Origin of the sequence: Erwinia sp. LJJL01, assembly GCF_047300805.2 — a bacterium.
Classification (GTDB): domain Bacteria; phylum Pseudomonadota; class Gammaproteobacteria; order Enterobacterales; family Enterobacteriaceae; genus Erwinia; species Erwinia aphidicola.
On record NZ_CP178576.1, the window covers coordinates 1,595,263 to 1,612,918 of the forward strand.

Below are 17,656 nucleotides of genomic sequence, written 5' to 3' on the forward strand. Positions count from 1 at the left end.
GCATCAATACCCGGCGGTTAAATCATCGATGGTGCGCGGATCGGACGCACCGTAACGCATACCGTCCGGCCCCAGCATAATGCTCTGGGTGCTACCCATCGCAGGCATCACCTTCACATTCTGCCCCTTCTCACCCAGCAGCTTCAGCGTATCCGGGCTGAAGCCCTTCTCGACGCGCAGCTGGTCGGGCAGCCACTGATGGTGGAAGCGCGGCGCGTTAGTGGCTTCAGCCACGTTCATCCCGAAATCAACACTGTTCACCACCATTTGCAGTACGGTAGTGATAATACGGCTGCCGCCCGGGCTACCCGTCACCAGCCAGGTTTTACCGTCTTTCGCAACGATAGTCGGCGACATTGACGACAGTGGGCGCTTATACGGCTGCACCGCATTCGCTTCCCCGCCGACCAGACCGTAAACGTTGGGCGTGCCCGGCTTGGCGGAGAAGTCATCCATCTCGTTATTCATCAGAATGCCGCTGTTGCCGGCCACAATACCGCTGCCAAAGGTGGTGTTCAGCGTGTAGGTCACCGCGACCGCATTGCCGTCTTTATCCACCACCGAGAAATGCGTGGTTTGATTACTTTCATAGGGCGCCAGCTTGCCCGGTTTGATCTCGGATGACGGCCGCGCTTTGGCCACATCGATCTGTTCGGCCAGTGATTTGGCGTAGGCTTTGCTGGTCAGCGCCTGCCACGGCACCTTAACGAAATCTGGATCGCCGAGATATTCCGAGCGGTCGGCATAGGCATATTTCTCCGCCTCGGCCATCACCTGCATGGCATCAGCGCTGCCAAAGCCCATTTTTGCCAGATCGAAGTTTTCCAGGATATTGAGGATCTGCACGATATGAATACCGCCGGAGGATGGCGGTGGCATGGAGAAGACCTCATAGCCGCGGTAGCTGCCGCTCACCGGCTTACGCTCAATCGCCCGATAGTTGGCGAGGTCGCGCTTGTCGATCAACCCGCCGTGCTGCGCCATCTCAGAGGCGATCTCATCGGCAATCTGCCCTTTGTAGAACGCATCCGGCCCCTGCTTCGCAATCAGCTCCAGGCTGTGCGCCAGGTTGCGCTGCACCAGCTTATCGCCCTGCTGGTACGGCTTACCGTCGGCTTTATAGAAGATCGCTTTACTGTTCGGGTGGGCTGGCAAAACCTCACTGCCGTAGATCTTCAGGTCATCGGCCAGCGCTTCGTTAACCACAATGCCCTTGCGCGCCAGCTCCAGCGCCGGTTGGATCAGCGTGCTGAGCGGCAGCGTGCCGTACTTTTTATTCGCCAGCGCAAAGCCCGCCACGGTTCCGGGAACGCCGGACGCCAGGTGGGAGATCAGCGATTTTTTGCTGTCGGCATTACCTGCAGCGTCGAGGAACATATCGCGGCTGGCGCGCACCGGGGCCATTTCGCGAAAATCAATCGAGGTAGTCTGGCCGGAGGCGGTGCGCAACAGCATAAAGCCGCCGCCGCCGAGATTACCGGCCTGTGGATGCGTCACCGCCAGCGCGTAACCCACGGCGACCGCGGCATCCACCGCGTTACCGCCCTGCTGAAGAATTTTCACCCCCACTTCCGTTGCGGTGGCATCCACCGAGGCGACCATGCCGTGCTGAGCCGTGACCGGATGGAAAGTATCAGCGCCTACGCCATAGGAGACCGGCGGTGCGGCTGGAGCGGCACCCGCCCCCTGCCACACCAGTAAAGCGGCTAACAGCGACCACGACAGGCGCTGCACAGTACCTTTTGTTATCATTGTTACATCCTTTAAGTTTATTTACGTTGTGTTTGCCATTGATAAATATGCACAAAATTGCGCAAAAGGCGAACGATAGCGCAAATCAGGAGCACTCCTGGGGTACAGGCCTGGCAGATAACATAGACTTATGGCAGGAACACGGAGGACGTAACATGAAAATGAAAACCAAATGGCTGGTTGTTTTTGCTGCCCTGCTGCCGCTGAGCGGCATGGCAAACATGTTGAATAACAGCAACAACAATAATCCGAATAACCCGCAGTCTTCAAACTACAATCCGAGCACGCAGCGCTTACAGCAAAACATGCAGAATCAGCAGTCGCAGCAGAAGCTGAAGCTGCAACAGGATCAGCAGCGTCAGCAGCAGGATTTGCAGCGAAAAATTCAGGAGCAGCGCGACAGTGCCACGCAGCGCACCAATAACAACGGTCAGCTGCAGCAGACCCAGCAGAATTAATCCGGCCAACCTAGGGGCCAACCGGGAAAAAAGGTCGGCCCCTACAGTAGGGGCGGACCGCAGTTTGGGTCCGCCCGTTATCACCAGGCGATCGCGGTTTAATTAACGAAAGTCCGGCCCGATAATATCAATGCGGTCGGTGCAGATCGCATCCACGCCCCACTGTAGTAACTCCCGCGCCCGCTCCGGCTTATTCACCGTATACACCAGAATACGCAGCCCGGCCTGCTTCAGCAGCGCCACGCGCTCCGGGTCGAGCACTTTGTGATTCAGATGGATCGACACGCAGCCTAACGCGCGCGTCATAGCCTGCCAGTTCTCATCCCAGCTGTCGAGCAGCAGCCCGCGCGGCAGCTCCGGGGCCGCCTGCTGTGCCGCTTCCAGCGCAGAGTACGAGAACGACGACAGCAGCGGCGCGACCTGGCCCTGCCACATCACGCGGGCGGCCAGCGCGATAGCGCGCCCGGTTGCCACCTCCGCTCCGTGAGTCGGCTTAATTTCGATATTGGCCATCAGGCGATGCTGGCGACAGCGGGCGGCGACTTCCGCCAGCAGCGGCAGGCGTTCATCGCTGAAGGCGCTGCCAAACCAGCCGCCGGCATCCAGCGTGACCAGCTTGTCCCACGGCTGATCGCCCGCCACGCCCCAGCCGTTGCTGGTGCGGTCCAGGGTGTCATCGTGCAGCAGGAAGATGGCGCCGTCCTGCGACAGTTTGGCGTCAAACTCAATCATGCGATGCCCGTGCTGCGCGCCAACATCAATGGCGGCAAGGGTATTTTCCGGTGCCAGTTTCCCGCCGCCGCGATGGGCGACGATCGGCGGATATGGCCAGCTGTGGGTCATTATTCGGTCCGTTGTCCGTTATGGTCAAAAAAGTGTAGCGCGGCAGCGGGAAGCTGCAACCACAGCGTGCTGCCCATCTGCGGGCGCACCGAGTGCGGCAGGCGCACCACCAGCTTATTTTTTCCCCAGTGCCCGTGGGCGAGATTGTCGGCCCCCAGCATCTCCAGTGTCTCCACCACCAGCGGAATGCCGCCGTCCTGCTGAGAGGAGAGCTCAATATGCTCCGGACGGATGCCCAGCGTCAACGTGCGCGCGGCCCATTTTGCCTTCGGCGCCCTCAGCGGCAGCGGCAGGGTATCCGCGAGGATAAAGCGCGAGCCGTCATCATTGAGCTGGCCGTCCAGCAGGTTCATCGCCGGGGCGCCAATAAAGCTGGCGACGAAACGCGTGGCCGGGCGCTGGTAAATCTCCTCCGGGGTGCCGAGCTGCTCCAGCACGCCTTTGTTCATCACCATCACGCGCTGCGCCAGCGTCATCGCCTCGACCTGATCGTGCGTTACGTACAGGCTGGTGGTGTTCAGGCGGCGGTGTAACTGCTGCAGCTCAAGGCGCATCTGCACGCGCAGGCGGGCATCAAGGTTCGACAGTGGCTCATCGAACAGGAACAGCGCGGGCTCACGCACAATGGCGCGCCCCATCGCCACGCGCTGACGCTGGCCGCCGGACAGTTCACGCGGGCGGCGCTTAAGCAGCGCTTCCAGTTCCAGGCTGCGCGCCGCCTCCAGCACCCGCTGGCGGATCTGCTCTTTGCCCATGCCGCGAATTTTCAGGCCCCACGCCATGTTCTCCTCCACGCTCATATGCGGGTAGAGGGCATAGTTCTGGAACACCATGGCAATGCCGCGATCCTTCGGCTCCTCTTCGGTCACGCGCCGCGTATCAATCCAGATATCGCCGCTGGTGACCCGCTCCAGCCCGGCCACCATGCGCAGCAGCGTGGATTTTCCACAGCCGGATGGCCCGACCATTACCATAAACTCACCATCGCGGATCGACACGTCCAGCGGCTGAATAATCTGGTTTTTACCGTCGTAGGATTTGGTTACTGCCTGAAGTCGTACACCTGCCATCACTATTTCTCGCTCTCAACCAGACCGCGCACAAAGGCGCGCTGCATCACTAAAACAATCACCACCGGCGGGATCAGCGTCAGCAGCATCGCCGCCATCACTTCATTCCACTGGGTGGGGGATCCGCTGGTGGAGATCATGCTTTTGATCCCCGCGACCGCCGTACCGAGCGAAGCATCATTGATGATGAGCAGCGGCCACAGGTACTGGTTCCAGCCATAGATAAAGGTAATCACGAACAGCGCCGCCAGATTGGTCTTCGACAGCGGCAGCACGATATCGCGGAAGAAGCGCATTGGGCTGGCACCGTCAATGCGCGCCGCCTCCATCAGCTCATCCGGCAGCGACATAAAGAACTGGCGAAACAGGAAGGTGGCGGTGGCGGAAGCCATCAGCGGCAGGGTTAACCCGCTGTAGCTGTCGAGCAGGTTCAGGTCGGCAATCACCTGCACCGTGGGGAAAATACGCACCTCAACCGGCAGCATCAGGGTGATAAAGATCATCCAGAAGAACAGATTGCGCAGCGGGAAGCGGTACCACACCAGCGCGAACGCCGACAGCATCGACACGCTGATTTTCCCCACCGTAATGCACAGCGCCATAATCAGGCTGTTAAGCATCATCAGGCTGAAGGCCGGGCCGCTGCCGTTCACTCCGTTGAGCCAGATATTGCGCACGTTCTCCCACAGATGGCTGCCGGGGATTAGCGTCATCGGCACCTGATACACCGCCTTGTTATCCAGCGTCGCGGCGACAAACGCCACGTACAGCGGGAACAGAATGGTCAGGATGCCGAGGATCAGTAGCGTATGGCTGAAGATATCCAGCCCGCGTCGGTTTTCAATCATTGGTAGCGCACCTTGCGTTCGACGAAGCGGAACTGGATCACGGTCAGGCCAATCACCAGCAGCATCAGTACCACCGACTGTGCAGCCGAGGAGGAGAGATCCAGACCGGCAAAGCCTTCGCGATAGATTTTATAGATAAGCGTTGTGGTGGCCTGCACTGGGCCGCCGCCGGTGGCAGCGTCGATCACCGGGAAGGTATCGAAGAAGGCATACACCAGGTTCACCACCAGCAGGAAGAAGCTGACCGGGGTGATCAGCGGCAGCGCCAGGCTGAAGAAGCGGCGCACCGGACCGGCCCCGTCAATGGCGGCGGCTTCCACCAGCGATTTCGGGATCGACTGTAGCGCGGCAAAGAAGAACAGGAAGTTGTAGCTCATCTGCTGCCAGATTGAGGCCAGTACGATGAGAAACATCGCCTGGCCGCTGTTCTGCGCGTAGTTCCAGCTGTAGCCCCACTGGTTCAGCAGGTGGCTGAACAGGCCAAGGCCCGGGTTAAACAGGAACATCCACAGCACGGCAGCCACCACCGGGGCGACTGCGTAGGGCAGCAGCAGCAGCGTCTGATAGAGCTTTTTCAGGCGGACAACATAGTCCACCAGCGCCGCCAGCAGCAGCGAGAACGTCATGCCAAAAACGGTGACCAGACCGCTGAACTGCAGCGTGGTCCAGAAAGAGTCGAGGTAGTAGCTATCGGCAAACAGCCGTTTAAAGTTATCCAGCCCGACGAAAGTGCTGGAGATGCCAAACGGGTCGATACTCTGCAACGAGTACCAGAGCGCTTCGCCAGCGGGCCAGATAAAGAAGATTGCGGTGATCAGCAGCTGCGGCAGCATGAGCAGATAGGGCAGCGCGCTGGTGCGGAATACGGGGCGGGGTTGGGACATGGCAACCATCTCATCTCAATGCGTAGCGGCCGACCGTGGTTCTGGTCGGCCCGGGCGGGCGCATCGTCGATCCGCCCCTCCTCACTTTTCTCATGGCGGGCGGATTGTTAATCCGCCCCTACGGCATACCCTAACGGGTTTGCTGTTCGAAACGGCGCAGCAGTTCGTTACCGCGCTTCACGGCGCTATCCAGTGCCGCCTGCGGTGACTGCTTCCCGGTCCATACGCCTTCCAGCTCTTCGTCGACGATGGTACGGATCTGCGGCATATTGCCGAGGCGCATTCCTTTGGTAAACGGCAGCGGATCTTTGTTCAGCATCTGGCGGGTGGCGATATCCGCGCCCGGGTTTTTGTCGTAGAAGCCCTGCTGTTTGGTCAGCTCATAAGCGGCAGTGGTGATAGGCAGGTAACCGGTTTTCTGGTGCCATTCGGCGGCAATGTCTGGTTTTGCCAGGAACTGCATAAACTCAGCCACGCCCTTGTAGGTATCGGCATCTTTGCCTTTCATCACCCACAGGCTGGCACCGCCGATGATGGCGTTCTGCGGCGCGTTCGGCACGGTCTCGTCATACGGCATCATGCCAACGCCGAAGTTGAATTTGGCGTATTTGCGAATGTCGGCCAGCGAGCCGGAAGAGGCGGTGGTGATGCCGCAGTCGCCGTTATAGAACTTGGCGGTTGGCTCATCTTTACGCCCGAAGTAGGTGAAATCGCCCTTTTTGTTGAGATCTTCCAGCATCTGGATGTGGCGCACCTGCACCGGCTTATTGAACTCCAGTACCGCGTCGGTGCCGTCGAAGCCGTTATTTTTGCTGGCGACCGGCAGGCCGTGCCAGGCGCTGAAGTTCTCAATCTGGATCCAGCCCTGCCAGCCGCTGGCATAGCCGCAGCTCATGCCCGCTTTACGCAGGGCGGCGGTATCTTTCGCCAGCTCCTGCCAGGTTTTTGGCGGCTGCTCCGGGTCCAGTCCGGCTTTTTTAAACGCATCTTTGTTGTAGTACAGCACCGGGGTGGAGCTGTTAAACGGCTGGGAGATCAGCTGACCTTTTGCGTCGCTGTAGTAACCTGCCACTGCCGGAACGAACTGCTGCGCATCCATCGCGATCCCGGCCGTTTTAAACACTTCATTCACCGGCACGATCGCCTTTGACGCCATCATGGTTGCCGTACCGACTTCATACACCTGCAAAATCGCCGGCGCTTTACCGGTGCGCACCGCAGCAATCCCGGCGGCCAGGCTCTGCTCGTAGTTGCCTTTATAGGTCGGCACGATTTTGTAATCGGGGTGTTCAGCGTTGAAGCGCGTCGCCAGCGAGTTCACTTCCACCCCCAGCTCGCCTTCCATGGAGTGCCAGAAAGGGATTTCGGTGACGGCCAGCGCATTGGCGCTCAGAGTCAGTCCCAGTACCACGCTTACTGCGTTACGGCGAAATACGAATGATGACATGTCGATTACCTGTGCCCGGTGTTGTAAAGCGCGCTATCGCGCATTGTTGTAGTCGGGAGGTAACATGACACGCAAAAATGACAGAAAAATAACGGCGTTATGACGAAGGGGTGACAGAATCGTGACGACCCGATCATTGTAGGGGCGGACCCTCTGTTTCGGTCCGCCCGTTATATCCTACGCGGGCCGACCGAAAAAAATGGTCGGCCCCTACGTGACATCATCCGCCCAGATAGGCGCTTCTTACCGCTTCATTCGCCAGCAGCGCAGCACCGCTATCTTCCAGCACCACGTGACCGTTTTCGAGCACATAGCCACGGTCGGCCAGCTTGAGCGCCTGGTTGGCATTCTGCTCGACGAGGAAAATCGTCATGCCTTCCTGACGCAGCTGCTCAATGGTGTCGAAGATCTGCTGGATGATAATCGGGGCCAGGCCGAGCGACGGCTCATCCAGCAGCAGCAGGCGCGGCTGGCTCATCAGCGCACGGCCAATCGCCAGCATCTGCTGCTCGCCACCGGACATGGTGCCGGCGCGCTGCACGCGGCGCTCATACAGGCGCGGGAACAGCTCGTACACGCGCTTGATACGCTGCTGATACTGCTGGCGCTCGGCAAAGAAGCCGCCCATCGCCAGGTTCTCCTCTACCGACATGCGCGAGAAGACGCGGCGGCCCTCCGGCACGATGGCAATCGCTTCACGCATAATACGCGCCGTCTGCCAGTCGGTGATCGCCTTGCCGTCGAAGACAATCGAGCCTTCGCTGGCGCGAGGTTCACCGCACAGCGTGCCGAGGATGGTGGTTTTACCCGCGCCGTTGGCACCAATCAGCGTAACGATTTCGCCCTGATTGATGTGCAGACTGACGTTGTGCAGCGCCTGGATTTTACCGTAGTGCGCACTGACGTTATTCAGGGATAGCATAGCCTGAGTCATGTTACGCCTCCCCCAGGTAAGCGCGGATCACATCCGGGTTGTTGCGGATCTCGTCTGGCGTGCCGTTTGCCAACGGCGTACCCTGATTGACCACGTAAATGCGGTCGGAAATGCCCATTACCAGTTTCATATCGTGCTCAATCAACAGTACCGAGACGTTGTGCTGACTGCGCAGCTCGGCGATCAGTTCATCCAGCTCGTGCGTCTCTTTCGGGTTCAGACCGGCTGCCGGTTCATCCAGCATCAGGATTTCCGGGCGGGTCACCATGCAGCGGGCGATCTCCAGGCGGCGCTGCTGGCCATAGGCAAGATTACCCGCCTGGCGATTGGCCAGGGAGAGCAGGCCGACGCGTTCCAGCCAGGTTGCCGCACGATCCAGCGCTTCGCTTTCCGCTTTACGGAAGGCCGGGGTTTTCAGCAGGCCGGAGAAGACGCCGCTTTTCAGGTGCTGATGCTGGGCCACCAGCAGGTTCTCAATCACCGTCATTTCGCGGAACAGGCGCACGTGCTGGAAAGTACGCACAATGCCCATACGCGCAATCTTCTGCCCCGGCAGGCCCGCCAGCTGCTGGTCACCCAGCTTGATCGAACCGCCCGTCGGGCGGTAGAAGCCGGTCAGGCAGTTAAACACCGTGGTTTTCCCGGCACCGTTAGGGCCAATCAGGGAGACAATCTCCTGCGGGCGCAGCTCCAGTTCAACATTGTTGACCGCCAGCAGGCCGCCGAAGCGCATCATCAGGCCATTGACTGCTAACAAAGGCTGAGTCATGCCTGCTCTCCTTTTTCTACGCTTTTCAACTTCAGATGCGGGCGCTTCATCGGCAGTAAGCCCTGCGGGCGCCAGATCATCATCAATACCATTAAGCCACCGAGCACCAGCATGCTGTATTCGTTCAAATCGCGCATCAGCTCACGCGACACCACCAGCAGGATAGCGGCGAGGATCACTGCAAACTGCGACCCCATTCCGCCCAGCACCACAATCGCCAGCACAAACGCCGATTCGGCAAAGGTGAAGGATTCCGGGCTGACAAAGCCCTGGCGCGCGGCGAACAGGCAGCCGGCAAAACCGGCAAACGCGGCGCTGATGGTGAAAGCGGTCAGCTTGATGCGCGTCGGGCTGAGGCCCAGCGAGCGGCAGGCGATCTCATCTTCACGCAGCGCTTCCCACGCGCGGCCCAGCGGCATGCGCAGCAGGCGGTTAATCACAAACAGGGTGATCACCACCAGCAGCAGCGCCACCAGGTAGAGGAAAATAATACGGTCGCTTGGGTCATACTTCAGCCCGAAGAAGTCGTGGAAGGTGCCCCAACCGCCGTCGCGCACGCTGCGGCCAAACTCCAGGCCAAAGAAGGTCGGTTTTGGGATCTGGCTGATACCGTTCGGGCCACCGGTGATTTCGGTGTTGTTCAGCAGCAGGATACGCACGATCTCGCCGAAGCCGAGCGTGACAATCGCCAGGTAGTCTCCGCGCAGGCGCAGCACCGGGAAGCCGAGCAGCAGGCCAAACGCCGCCGCCACCAGGCCCGCCAGCGGCAGGCTCTGCCAGAAGCCGAGGCCGTAATAGTGGTTGAGCAGCGCGAAGGTATAGGCGCCGATGGCGTAGAAGCCGCCGTAACCCAGCACCAGCAGGCCGGACAGGCCGACGACCACGTTGAGGCCGAGGCCCAGCATCACGTAGATCAGCGTCAGGGTAGCGATATCCACCGTGCCGCGTGAAACCAGAAATGGCCACACCGCCGCGGCGACGATCAGCACCAGCAGGAACAGCTTCTGCTTAACGGTTGAGCCATCAATGCCCGGCAGCACAAATGCCGGGCCGGAGACTTTTTTCAGGCCGCTGGTCAGCAGCGGGCGCAGCAGCTGGAACAGGAACACCACGCCGCAGCCGAGCGCAATCCAGTTCCAGCGCACGCTTCCGGCGTTGTTCACCACCAGATGCGTGCCGTCGAGATTCAGGCGCATCCCCATAAAGAACGCCGCCAGCACCAGCAACATCAGCGAGGAAACGAGGGCGTTAAGCAGGTTGAGCTTCTTCATACTTTCTCAACCTCCGGGCGGCCGAGAATGCCGGTTGGCATCACCAGCAGCACCACAATCAGCAGCGCAAACGACACCACGTCTTTGTATTCGGTGCTGAGATACGCCGAGGTCAGCGCTTCAGCAATACCGAGGATCAGACCGCCCAGCATTGCACCCGGAATACTGCCGATACCGCCGAGAACGGCCGCGGTGAAGGCTTTCATCCCGGCCATAAAGCCGATGTACGGGTTGATCACGCCGTAGAACTGGCCCAGCAGCACGCCTGCCACTGCCGCCATCGCTGCACCAATGACGAAAGTCAGCGAGATAACGCGGTCGGTGTTAATCCCCAGCAGGCTGGCCATTTTCAGATCTTCCGCACAGGCGCGGCAGGCGCGGCCCATACGTGAATAGCGGATAAACAGCGTCAGGGCCAGCATCGACAGGAACGTCACGACCCAGATCACAATCTGCATGGTGGAGATGGTCGCCGCGAAGCCATTGCTGACGCCCAGCGTCCACTGGCCGGTGACCAGGTTTGGCAGCGCCACGTCACGCGATCCCTGGGTCAGGCTGACGTAGTTTTGCAGGAATATCGACATGCCGATCGCCGAGATCAGGGCAATCAGCCGTTTAGAGGAACGCACGGGCTTATACGCCACGCGTTCAATGCTCCAGCCGTAGCAGGAGGCGATCACCACCGCGACCACGAAGCCGCAGCCAATCAGCAGCCAGCTGGTATCAATGCCCATCATCATCAGCGCCGCAATAACGATAAACGAGACGTAGCTGCCGATCATATACACTTCACCGTGGGCGAAGTTGATCATGCCGATGATGCCGTACACCATAGTGTAACCGATGGCGATCAGCGCATAAGTGCTGCCCAACGTGACGCCGTTGAACATTTGCTGCAGGAAGTAGAGAAACTGCTCGGACATACCTTAATACCTTACGAATCAACCCACACTGAAGACAATGACGCCTGGCATACATCACCAGGCGTCATTATCCCAAAAGCCCGATTTATTTAACGGCGGTTGATGAACCATCAGCGTGCCATTTAAATACGCCGAACTCGAAGCCTTTCAGGTCGCCCTTCTGATCCCAGCTCAGGTCACCCATTACGGTTGGCACCGGCGCACCCTCTTTCAGGTTTTTAACGATAGCGTCTGGCTCTTCACTTTTGCTGCGCTCCATGCCCGCGGCCAGGGATTGCAGTGCGGCATAGGTAGTCCAGACGAAGGGACCGGTTGCATCCTGTTTTTTCGCTTTCAGCGCGTCAACCACCGGTTTGTTAGCCGGGACCTGGTCGTAGCGTTTTGGCAGCGTCACCAGCATGCCTTCAGAGGCTGCACCGGCAATATTAGACAGAGAAGCGTTGCCTACGCCTTCAGGACCCATGAACTGCGTTTTCAGACCGGCCGCACGCGCCTGGCGCAGGATCTGGCCCATTTCCGGGTGGTAGCCACCGAAGTAGACAAAGTCGACGTTCTCTTTCTTCAGGCGAGCCACCAGGGTAGAGAAGTCTTTATCACCCGCGGTGATCCCTTCAAACATCACCACGTTGCCGCCGCCTTTTTTCAGGCTCTCCTGCACGGAGCGCGCCAGGCCTTCACCGTACTGCTGCTTGTCGTGGATCACGGCGATGCGCTGGGGTTTCACTTCATTCAGAATGTATTTTGCCGCAGTCGGGCCCTGGTCAGAGTCGAGGCCAGTGGTGCGCATAATCAGCTTGTAGCCGCGGGAAGTCAGGTCAGGAGCCGTTGCTGCTGGCGTAATCATCAGCACGCCTTCATCTTCATAGATGTCGGAAGCGGGCTGAGTCGAAGAGGAGCACAGGTGGCCGATCACGTAACGGATGCCGTCGTTGATCACTTTGTTAGCAACCGCAACCGCCTGTTTTGGATCGCACACGTCGTCATATTTCACCGCGACCAGCTTGTCGCCGTTAATGCCGCCTTTGGCGTTAATGTCTGCGATCGCCTGCTGAGCGCCGGTCCACTGCATATCACCGTACTGGGCAACCGGGCCGGACATGGCGCCAACTACCGCGACTTTAATATCTTTTGCTACTGCTGCACCGCTCATTGCCAGAGCCATACAGCCAGCTAACAGCGCTTTACCTTTACTGATCTTCATCCTGACTACCCCATCTGTTGTGATTGCTTGCTATTTATTTGTCGGTGAATAGCGATAAACGCTTTGCCTTTGAACGAGTTAGCATAATTCCCGACAGTTTTTATCAATAAGGCTTTAATTTTCAGGTTATTAAACAGGAATATTCTGCTGTAAATCAACTGACAGATTCAGTAAATAGCGGGTGCCGCAGGACAATCCACTAACAGCAACGGTGGCAAATTCGCCAACTAGCCAGCGCATTATGCTGGCTTTCTGCGCAGAGAATAACGGTTTACTCGGTAAACCATTTGAAACGCCCGCACATCGCCTCGTTTTCGTACAGAAAAACTAACACGCTATAGTATGGTCAACTTCGCTACAATATGCCTTTCTCATGACCGGGTTATTCTGATGAAACTGACTATCATCCGCCTGCAACAGTTGTCTGAGCAGGATCGCAGCGACATAAAAAAAATCTGGCCGCAGGCGAATATCGCGGCGCTGGAAAGCGAACTGAATGAGGTAAAGCAGCTGTACGCGGCGCGTTTTAACGATCGTCTGCTGGCGGCAGTGCGCGTGACCCTCAGCGGCAGCGCAGGAGAGATGCAGCAGCTTGAGGTACGCGAGGTGACGCGGCGGCGCGGGGTGGGTCTCTATCTGGTGCAGGAAGTGATGGCGCAGAACCCGCAGGTTACGCAGTGGGTAATGAGTCAGGATGGCAGTTCAGCGCAGCAGGTGATAGCCGCGTTTATGCAGGCAGCGGGATTTAATCGACAAGCTAATAGATGGATAAAGATGTAAAAAAGGGGCCCTGCAAGGGCCCAAAACAATACAACGCCAGGGAAAGGAAAGAGGGTTATTCCCTCTCAGGCATTTCCGCCCGCTCTTCAGGCGCAGACTCTTTCTCTTTGCGCATCGGTTGAGGGTGAAGATGAGCAAATCGCCGGACATCCTCCTGCGCCATCTCGGCCCGGAACGGGTTATGCAGCCTTTCGATATCCATTAATTAAGCCGGTACGCCAGATTTACGGTTTTAACTGAACCCATCTCGCTCAATTTAATAAAAACGTAATGCAACGCGTGCTGAGTACCCCAAATATCGATGTAGTCATTACGATCTTCTGCTGCTAACTTCAGCTGATGTTTTTCCCGTAGCCGGGCATAGTCATACCATTGCCGCACGCTGCCAAAACGATGATGCCAGTCGTGGCATACCAGAGAGCCCTGAACGATAAGCATCCGGCACGGCAAATGGAAAAACAGATGGGTGAATGTCCAACGTATCCAGTCTGCGGTAAAGCGTAAGGAAAAATCTGGCGGACAGGCACTCCCGCAAAATCTGCCCAGACAATTTTTAATATGACTGTCGCGCACGCTTTCGCCCTGTTGACGTAAACACCAGGTATGTTCAGTTAAAAGATGCAGCAGAGAAGCAATTTGATAAACCAACACGTAGGGAATAACAATATTCAACAAGAAGAACCCGTACCCATAAGTTAACGCCAGCCAGATTAGCACTCCCCACCAGCAAAGGGACATTGCTCGTCGCCAGATCGGCAAATTTACCAGGTTGGATTTCAGCCGACCATAAAGAAACGTCAGATAAAATTTCGGGCTCAGCAAAGTCAACAACAGATTGATATATTGCTGCCTGACTTTTATACCCGGTTTGAAACCCAACTGATAAATTGCCGCTAAGTCGCGGTCCTCAAACGTTGAGAATGCCGCCCCATGATGCTCATAAACATGAAACTGACGATAGGAATCATAAGGCTGAACGATCAAAATCGTTGATAATATTTCACACAGGATCCTGTTGGCCCGCTGGCTGTTAAACAGATGCCCATGCACCCCATGGTGGATAATCGTTGCCACAATATATCTGGCACCCGAAGCTGCAAATAAGATGCCCGTCATGTAGATGACGCTCTTCACAAGCAGCGACAGGCTGCCAAACCAGGCCAGTGACGTCATGATACTCCCCACTATCATCCACGACAGGGACCAACAGATCATCTCAACAGAATGGGATTGCCATAGCTGTGGACGGCCATCAATCTCTTTCCCCGTCAACCAAGTCCAGACGCCCTGAAAAGGAAGGATGCGGTAAGAATCTCGCATCTGTACAGAGTGCGTAGAACGACAAAAATTCCTTTTATTGAGTGTCATACGATGCTCCAAGAAATGAGATAAAATACGGAAAGACATAGCAGGACTGACAAAATCATATTTCGCACAAAGAGGGCAATGACAATTCCTGCCATCGCTCCATATAAATAAGGATTGGAGGTGAGCGCCCTTATTTCGCCATCGTTAAGCAGAATAATCGGCCCACATATTGCCGTTAGCAGGCAGGGCGCTGAATATTTCAATGCTTCACGTACTAACGAGGGCAAGCGCACAGGCACCCTCGGTTCCAAAAAGACGTAGCGGTTAAAAAACACCACGGCAGCCAGAGTGAATAACAGTATCCAGCTCATGCTTCTCCTCTCGTCAGGCGGGCATATATTACTGAGCACAACATGCCGCTCAGCCCGGCAATGACAATTGCCCCTTCAATCTGAAACACGCTAAGTATCATCGATAACAGCAGGGAAACCAGCACCCCGCATAACACGCTGAGATTTTTAATCATCGGCACGACAATGGTAATAAAAGTGGCCACGATGGAGAAGTCGAGGTGATAACGCTGTAAATCAGGAACAGACGAAGCCATGAAAATGCCCAGCAGGCTAAAAAGATTCCAGCAGAGGTAAAAGGTCAGCCCAGCACCGATCAGATAGCCCGGCGTTAACGCCACCTGCTGTTTTTCAGCGCAGCTCAACGCGAACAGCTCGTCAGTTAATAAGAAACCTATCGGTAATCGATAACGTTTCAGAAAAAATGACACCGTTTCTCGTAACGTCAGACCGTAAAGAAAATGCTGTGAGGTGATAAAAAATACGGAGAGGATAATGGTAGGAATGCTCGCCCCGGAAAGCAGTAGCCCCAGTGTGACGAGCTGTGCCGCGCCAGCAAAAACAACCGCTGACATAGCAATACTTTGCGGCATTGTCAGCCCTGACTGCACCGCCATCGATCCCGCCAGGACTCCCCATGGGACCACGGAAAGGCAAAGTGGCAGCATGTTAACCACGCCACGAAAGAATCCGCTGTTGCTCCGCATGCTGGTATCAGCAAATGATTTGCAGGGCGATGTCTCCATTTTTACCCATTCCGCTCTCTACGAATTACGTGGCGTCAGGTTAGAGAAACGGGTAATTAAAATATTGAACAAAATTGCCGGGAGGAGAGAGACCAAACTAGCCAGGAAAGCGTAATGAGCGGATAAACTCTCCGGGAGTGACGCCCATCGAATTTTTGAAATGACGGGTGAAATGGCTCTGATCGGAGAAACCACAGCGTGCCGCAACAGCGGGGATCGTCTCACCCTTAACCAACAGCTCACGCGCTTTTCGAAGTCTGGCCTGGATTAACCAGCCATGCGGAGGCATTCCCACAACCTGCTTAAACTGGCGCAGAAAATGCCAGGGACTAAGCTGCACAAGATCTGAAAGCTGTTTCAACGACCAGTTTTGCTCCGGGCAGGCAGTCATCAGGTCCTTGACCTGAAGGATCATCGATTTTGCGCAGGGTAACTGACCTGGAGACGTGGGCGTACGGCTGTAGCGCATGATCAGCCAGCAGACGGCCGTGAGTAGTAATGACTCTTTCAGCAGACTATTGCCCGCAACAGGCAACATATTAAAGACGAGTTGTAGCTGGGCGGACAACCCGGGATCGTGCACTACCGCATCAGGAAACCACGGAATGATCCCTTGCTCATGCCTCAGATCGCCAGTGATCTGGCGCAGCAGTTCGGGGTGAGGATATATTGCCCGATATGCCCAGCCATTCTCGACTTCAGCACATCCCGTATGCACTTCATCGGCATTGACCAGAATGATATCGCCTGTGGGTGCAACGTGCTCCCCTCCCCCACGCCAGAAGCGTTGGGCGCCTTCTTCGATCACGCCGATACAGAACGTTTCATGTACGTGTCGCGGAAAGCGCCGACGATAGTACCTGGCTTCAAGCATATCGAGACCATCAAATTCATCCAGATGATGCATTGTGGCCTGCTCTTTTGGCTCTTTCTCCTCCACCATACGTTCTTACTCCCTGTCAGAACCTGGAACAAAATTGCTGATAGTTGAAAAATATTTATGTTTTATTTTAGGCAGTATCGCACCGCAAAGCCAGCACGACACAAACGCCATACAAACAAAAACACCGCCTGACAGGCGGTGTTGATCAATGTGCTGAAGAAAATACTGAACGACTGCGGTTACGCTTCGATAGCCAGACGCAATTTCTTCATCGCGTTCTTTTCCAGCTGGCGCACGCGCTCGGCGGAAACGCCATACTGGTCAGCCAGCTCCTGCAGCGTGGTTTTGTTATCATCGTCCAGCCAGCGGGCGCGGATGATGTGCTGGCTACGTTCATCCAGCCCCTGCATCGCATCGCTCAGCTTATCGGCGGCGTGATCTTCCCAGTTATCCTCTTCAATGCCGTTAGCAAAGTCAGAAGATTTATCCTGCAGATAAAGCATTGGCGCCATGGAGCGGCCTTCGCCTTCGTCATCCGGCGTTGGGTCAAAGGTCATGTCCTGGGCCGCCATACGCGACTCCATTTCACGCACGTCTTTACTGCTGACGCCCAGCTCACGCGCCACCATTTCCACTTCGTCCTGGTTAAACCAGCCTAAACGCTGCTTGGTTTTACGCAGGTTAAAGAACAGCTTACGCTGTGCTTTGGTGGTGGCGACTTTCACGATGCGCCAGTTACGCAGCACGTACTCGTGAATTTCGGCTTTGATCCAGTGAACGGCGAATGACACCAGGCGCACACCCACTTCCGGGTTGAAACGGCGCACGGCTTTCATCAGGCCGATGTTACCTTCCTGAATAAGGTCTGCCTGCGGCAGTCCGTAACCGGAATAGTTACGAGCGACATGAACAACAAAGCGCAGGTGAGACAGGATCAGCGTTTTTGCTGCTTCCAGATCGCCCTGGTAATGCAGCCGTTCAGCCAACGCTTTTTCCTCTTCTGCCGTCAGCATAGGCCAGGCATTAGCCGCCCGGATGTAAGAATCCAGGTTGCCTAAAGGAGCAATAGCTAAAGTTTGCATATCTTTGGTCATTCAAACCCTCTCTGTGTTAAGCAAATTACCGCGTCATTCCGTGAACCGCCCATAAGACTACGTGAACGGACAGCAGAAGCAAACGCAATCTGTGC

At 56.6% G+C, this 17,656-nt stretch carries 18 protein-coding genes; 2 read left to right on the forward strand and 16 right to left on the reverse strand.

Annotated features, from left to right (window positions below; translation table 11 throughout):
• Positions 1 to 3: 3 nt before the first annotated feature.
• The gene (gene ggt, locus ACLI4M_RS08300; RefSeq protein WP_048917728.1) at positions 4 to 1,752 is read right to left on the reverse strand and encodes a gamma-glutamyltransferase; all 1,749 of its coding nucleotides are present in this window, start codon (positions 1,750 to 1,752) and stop codon (positions 4 to 6) included.
• A gap of 161 nt (positions 1,753 to 1,913) precedes the next feature.
• On the opposite strand from ggt, the gene ACLI4M_RS08305 reads away from it, so the two are divergent.
• A complete protein-coding gene (locus ACLI4M_RS08305) occupies positions 1,914 to 2,210 on the forward strand; it encodes a DUF2756 domain-containing protein (RefSeq protein ID WP_048917759.1) in 297 nt (98 codons plus the stop codon).
• Between the two features lie 102 nt (positions 2,211 to 2,312).
• Here ACLI4M_RS08305 and ugpQ read toward each other — a convergent pair whose 3' ends face one another.
• The 10 genes from ugpQ to ACLI4M_RS08355 form a co-directional block, all read right to left on the reverse strand.
• Positions 2,313 to 3,053 (reverse strand): glycerophosphodiester phosphodiesterase, encoded by a 741-nt coding sequence (gene ugpQ, locus ACLI4M_RS08310; RefSeq protein ID WP_048917729.1) that lies wholly within the window; start codon positions 3,051 to 3,053, stop codon positions 2,313 to 2,315.
• Positions 3,053 to 4,123 carry a sn-glycerol-3-phosphate import ATP-binding protein UgpC gene (locus tag ACLI4M_RS08315; RefSeq protein ID WP_133622525.1) on the reverse strand — a complete coding sequence of 357 codons (1,071 nt, stop codon included), beginning with the start codon at positions 4,121 to 4,123 and terminating at the stop codon, positions 3,053 to 3,055. Before ACLI4M_RS08315 ends, ugpQ begins: the two co-directional genes overlap by 1 nt.
• Before the next feature lie 2 nt (positions 4,124 to 4,125).
• Complete coding sequence (gene ugpE, locus ACLI4M_RS08320; protein ID WP_048917731.1) at positions 4,126 to 4,971, reverse strand: sn-glycerol-3-phosphate ABC transporter permease UgpE; 846 nt, start codon at positions 4,969 to 4,971, stop codon at positions 4,126 to 4,128.
• Positions 4,968 to 5,855 (reverse strand): sn-glycerol-3-phosphate ABC transporter permease UgpA, encoded by an 888-nt coding sequence (ugpA, locus tag ACLI4M_RS08325; RefSeq protein ID WP_133622524.1) that lies wholly within the window; start codon positions 5,853 to 5,855, stop codon positions 4,968 to 4,970. Before ugpA ends, ugpE begins: the two co-directional genes overlap by 4 nt.
• Before the next feature lie 130 nt (positions 5,856 to 5,985).
• The gene (ugpB, locus tag ACLI4M_RS08330) at positions 5,986 to 7,302 is read right to left on the reverse strand and encodes a sn-glycerol-3-phosphate ABC transporter substrate-binding protein UgpB (protein WP_133622523.1); all 1,317 of its coding nucleotides are present in this window, start codon (positions 7,300 to 7,302) and stop codon (positions 5,986 to 5,988) included.
• A 220-nt stretch (positions 7,303 to 7,522) separates the two neighbouring features.
• On the reverse strand, positions 7,523 to 8,236 hold the full coding sequence (livF, locus tag ACLI4M_RS08335) for a high-affinity branched-chain amino acid ABC transporter ATP-binding protein LivF (protein ID WP_048917733.1): 714 nt from the start codon (positions 8,234 to 8,236) through the stop codon (positions 7,523 to 7,525).
• A 1-nt stretch (position 8,237) separates the two neighbouring features.
• On the reverse strand, positions 8,238 to 9,005 hold the full coding sequence (gene livG / locus ACLI4M_RS08340) for a high-affinity branched-chain amino acid ABC transporter ATP-binding protein LivG (protein ID WP_048917734.1): 768 nt from the start codon (positions 9,003 to 9,005) through the stop codon (positions 8,238 to 8,240).
• Positions 9,002 to 10,276, reverse strand: a complete 1,275-nt coding sequence (locus ACLI4M_RS08345; RefSeq protein ID WP_048917735.1) for a high-affinity branched-chain amino acid ABC transporter permease LivM — start codon at positions 10,274 to 10,276, stop codon at positions 9,002 to 9,004. Before ACLI4M_RS08345 ends, livG begins: the two co-directional genes overlap by 4 nt.
• On the reverse strand, positions 10,273 to 11,199 hold the full coding sequence (gene livH / locus ACLI4M_RS08350; protein WP_048917736.1) for a high-affinity branched-chain amino acid ABC transporter permease LivH: 927 nt from the start codon (positions 11,197 to 11,199) through the stop codon (positions 10,273 to 10,275). Before livH ends, ACLI4M_RS08345 begins: the two co-directional genes overlap by 4 nt.
• An 85-nt stretch (positions 11,200 to 11,284) precedes the next feature.
• Positions 11,285 to 12,400, reverse strand: coding sequence for a branched-chain amino acid ABC transporter substrate-binding protein (locus ACLI4M_RS08355; RefSeq protein WP_048917737.1), 1,116 nt, complete (start codon positions 12,398 to 12,400; stop codon positions 11,285 to 11,287).
• A 390-nt stretch (positions 12,401 to 12,790) separates the two neighbouring features.
• Here ACLI4M_RS08355 and panM point away from each other — a divergent pair, with 390 nt between their 5' ends.
• Positions 12,791 to 13,180 (forward strand): aspartate 1-decarboxylase autocleavage activator PanM, encoded by a 390-nt coding sequence (gene panM / locus ACLI4M_RS08360; protein WP_133622522.1) that lies wholly within the window; start codon positions 12,791 to 12,793, stop codon positions 13,178 to 13,180.
• Positions 13,181 to 13,381: 201 nt separating this feature from the next.
• Here the strand turns inward: panM and ACLI4M_RS08365 are convergent, their stop codons facing one another.
• The 5 genes from ACLI4M_RS08365 to rpoH form a co-directional block, all read right to left on the reverse strand.
• Positions 13,382 to 14,353: a fatty acid desaturase gene (locus ACLI4M_RS08365; protein WP_208864865.1), complete on the reverse strand. Its 972-nt coding sequence runs from the start codon at positions 14,351 to 14,353 to the stop codon at positions 13,382 to 13,384.
• Between the two features lie 191 nt (positions 14,354 to 14,544).
• The gene (locus ACLI4M_RS08370; protein ID WP_133622521.1) at positions 14,545 to 14,859 is read right to left on the reverse strand and encodes an AzlD domain-containing protein; all 315 of its coding nucleotides are present in this window, start codon (positions 14,857 to 14,859) and stop codon (positions 14,545 to 14,547) included.
• Positions 14,856 to 15,545, reverse strand: coding sequence for an AzlC family ABC transporter permease (locus ACLI4M_RS08375; protein ID WP_208864904.1), 690 nt, complete (start codon positions 15,543 to 15,545; stop codon positions 14,856 to 14,858). The genes ACLI4M_RS08370 and ACLI4M_RS08375 overlap by 4 nt, the downstream gene beginning before the upstream one ends.
• A gap of 136 nt (positions 15,546 to 15,681) precedes the next feature.
• Positions 15,682 to 16,527 carry an AraC family transcriptional regulator gene (locus ACLI4M_RS08380; protein ID WP_133622519.1) on the reverse strand — a complete coding sequence of 282 codons (846 nt, stop codon included), beginning with the start codon at positions 16,525 to 16,527 and terminating at the stop codon, positions 15,682 to 15,684.
• Between the two features lie 179 nt (positions 16,528 to 16,706).
• Entirely contained in the window at positions 16,707 to 17,561 is an 855-nt protein-coding gene (gene rpoH, locus ACLI4M_RS08385; RefSeq protein WP_048917739.1) for an RNA polymerase sigma factor RpoH, read from the reverse strand.
• Between the last annotated feature and the right edge of the window lie 95 nt (positions 17,562 to 17,656).

Excerpts from the sequence above, each read along its gene's own strand:
- ACLI4M_RS08355 (WP_048917737.1), bottom strand. The coding sequence starts at position 12,400 with ATGAAGATCAGTAAAGGTAAAGCGCTGTTAGCTGGCTGTATGGCTCTG.
- livF (WP_048917733.1), bottom strand. The coding sequence starts at position 8,236 with ATGACTCAGGCTATGCTATCCCTGAATAACGTCAGTGCGCACTACGGT.
- ACLI4M_RS08370 (WP_133622521.1), bottom strand. The coding sequence starts at position 14,859 with ATGAGCTGGATACTGTTATTCACTCTGGCTGCCGTGGTGTTTTTTAAC.
- ugpB (WP_133622523.1), bottom strand. The coding sequence starts at position 7,302 with ATGTCATCATTCGTATTTCGCCGTAACGCAGTAAGCGTGGTACTGGGA.
- ACLI4M_RS08345 (WP_048917735.1), bottom strand. The coding sequence starts at position 10,276 with ATGAAGAAGCTCAACCTGCTTAACGCCCTCGTTTCCTCGCTGATGTTG.
- ugpA (WP_133622524.1), bottom strand. The coding sequence starts at position 5,855 with ATGTCCCAACCCCGCCCCGTATTCCGCACCAGCGCGCTGCCCTATCTG.
- ACLI4M_RS08305 (WP_048917759.1), top strand. The coding sequence starts at position 1,914 with ATGAAAACCAAATGGCTGGTTGTTTTTGCTGCCCTGCTGCCGCTGAGC.
- ggt (WP_048917728.1), bottom strand. The coding sequence starts at position 1,752 with ATGATAACAAAAGGTACTGTGCAGCGCCTGTCGTGGTCGCTGTTAGCC.
- livG (WP_048917734.1), bottom strand. The coding sequence starts at position 9,005 with ATGACTCAGCCTTTGTTAGCAGTCAATGGCCTGATGATGCGCTTCGGC.
- panM (WP_133622522.1), top strand. The coding sequence starts at position 12,791 with ATGAAACTGACTATCATCCGCCTGCAACAGTTGTCTGAGCAGGATCGC.
- rpoH (WP_048917739.1), bottom strand. The coding sequence starts at position 17,561 with ATGACCAAAGATATGCAAACTTTAGCTATTGCTCCTTTAGGCAACCTG.
- ugpE (WP_048917731.1), bottom strand. The coding sequence starts at position 4,971 with ATGATTGAAAACCGACGCGGGCTGGATATCTTCAGCCATACGCTACTG.
- ACLI4M_RS08365 (WP_208864865.1), bottom strand. The coding sequence starts at position 14,353 with ATGACGTCACTGGCCTGGTTTGGCAGCCTGTCGCTGCTTGTGAAGAGC.
- livH (WP_048917736.1), bottom strand. The coding sequence starts at position 11,199 with ATGTCCGAGCAGTTTCTCTACTTCCTGCAGCAAATGTTCAACGGCGTC.
- ugpQ (WP_048917729.1), bottom strand. The coding sequence starts at position 3,053 with ATGACCCACAGCTGGCCATATCCGCCGATCGTCGCCCATCGCGGCGGC.
- ACLI4M_RS08315 (WP_133622525.1), bottom strand. The coding sequence starts at position 4,123 with ATGGCAGGTGTACGACTTCAGGCAGTAACCAAATCCTACGACGGTAAA.
- ACLI4M_RS08380 (WP_133622519.1), bottom strand. The coding sequence starts at position 16,527 with ATGGTGGAGGAGAAAGAGCCAAAAGAGCAGGCCACAATGCATCATCTG.
- ACLI4M_RS08375 (WP_208864904.1), bottom strand. The coding sequence starts at position 15,545 with ATGCGGAGCAACAGCGGATTCTTTCGTGGCGTGGTTAACATGCTGCCA.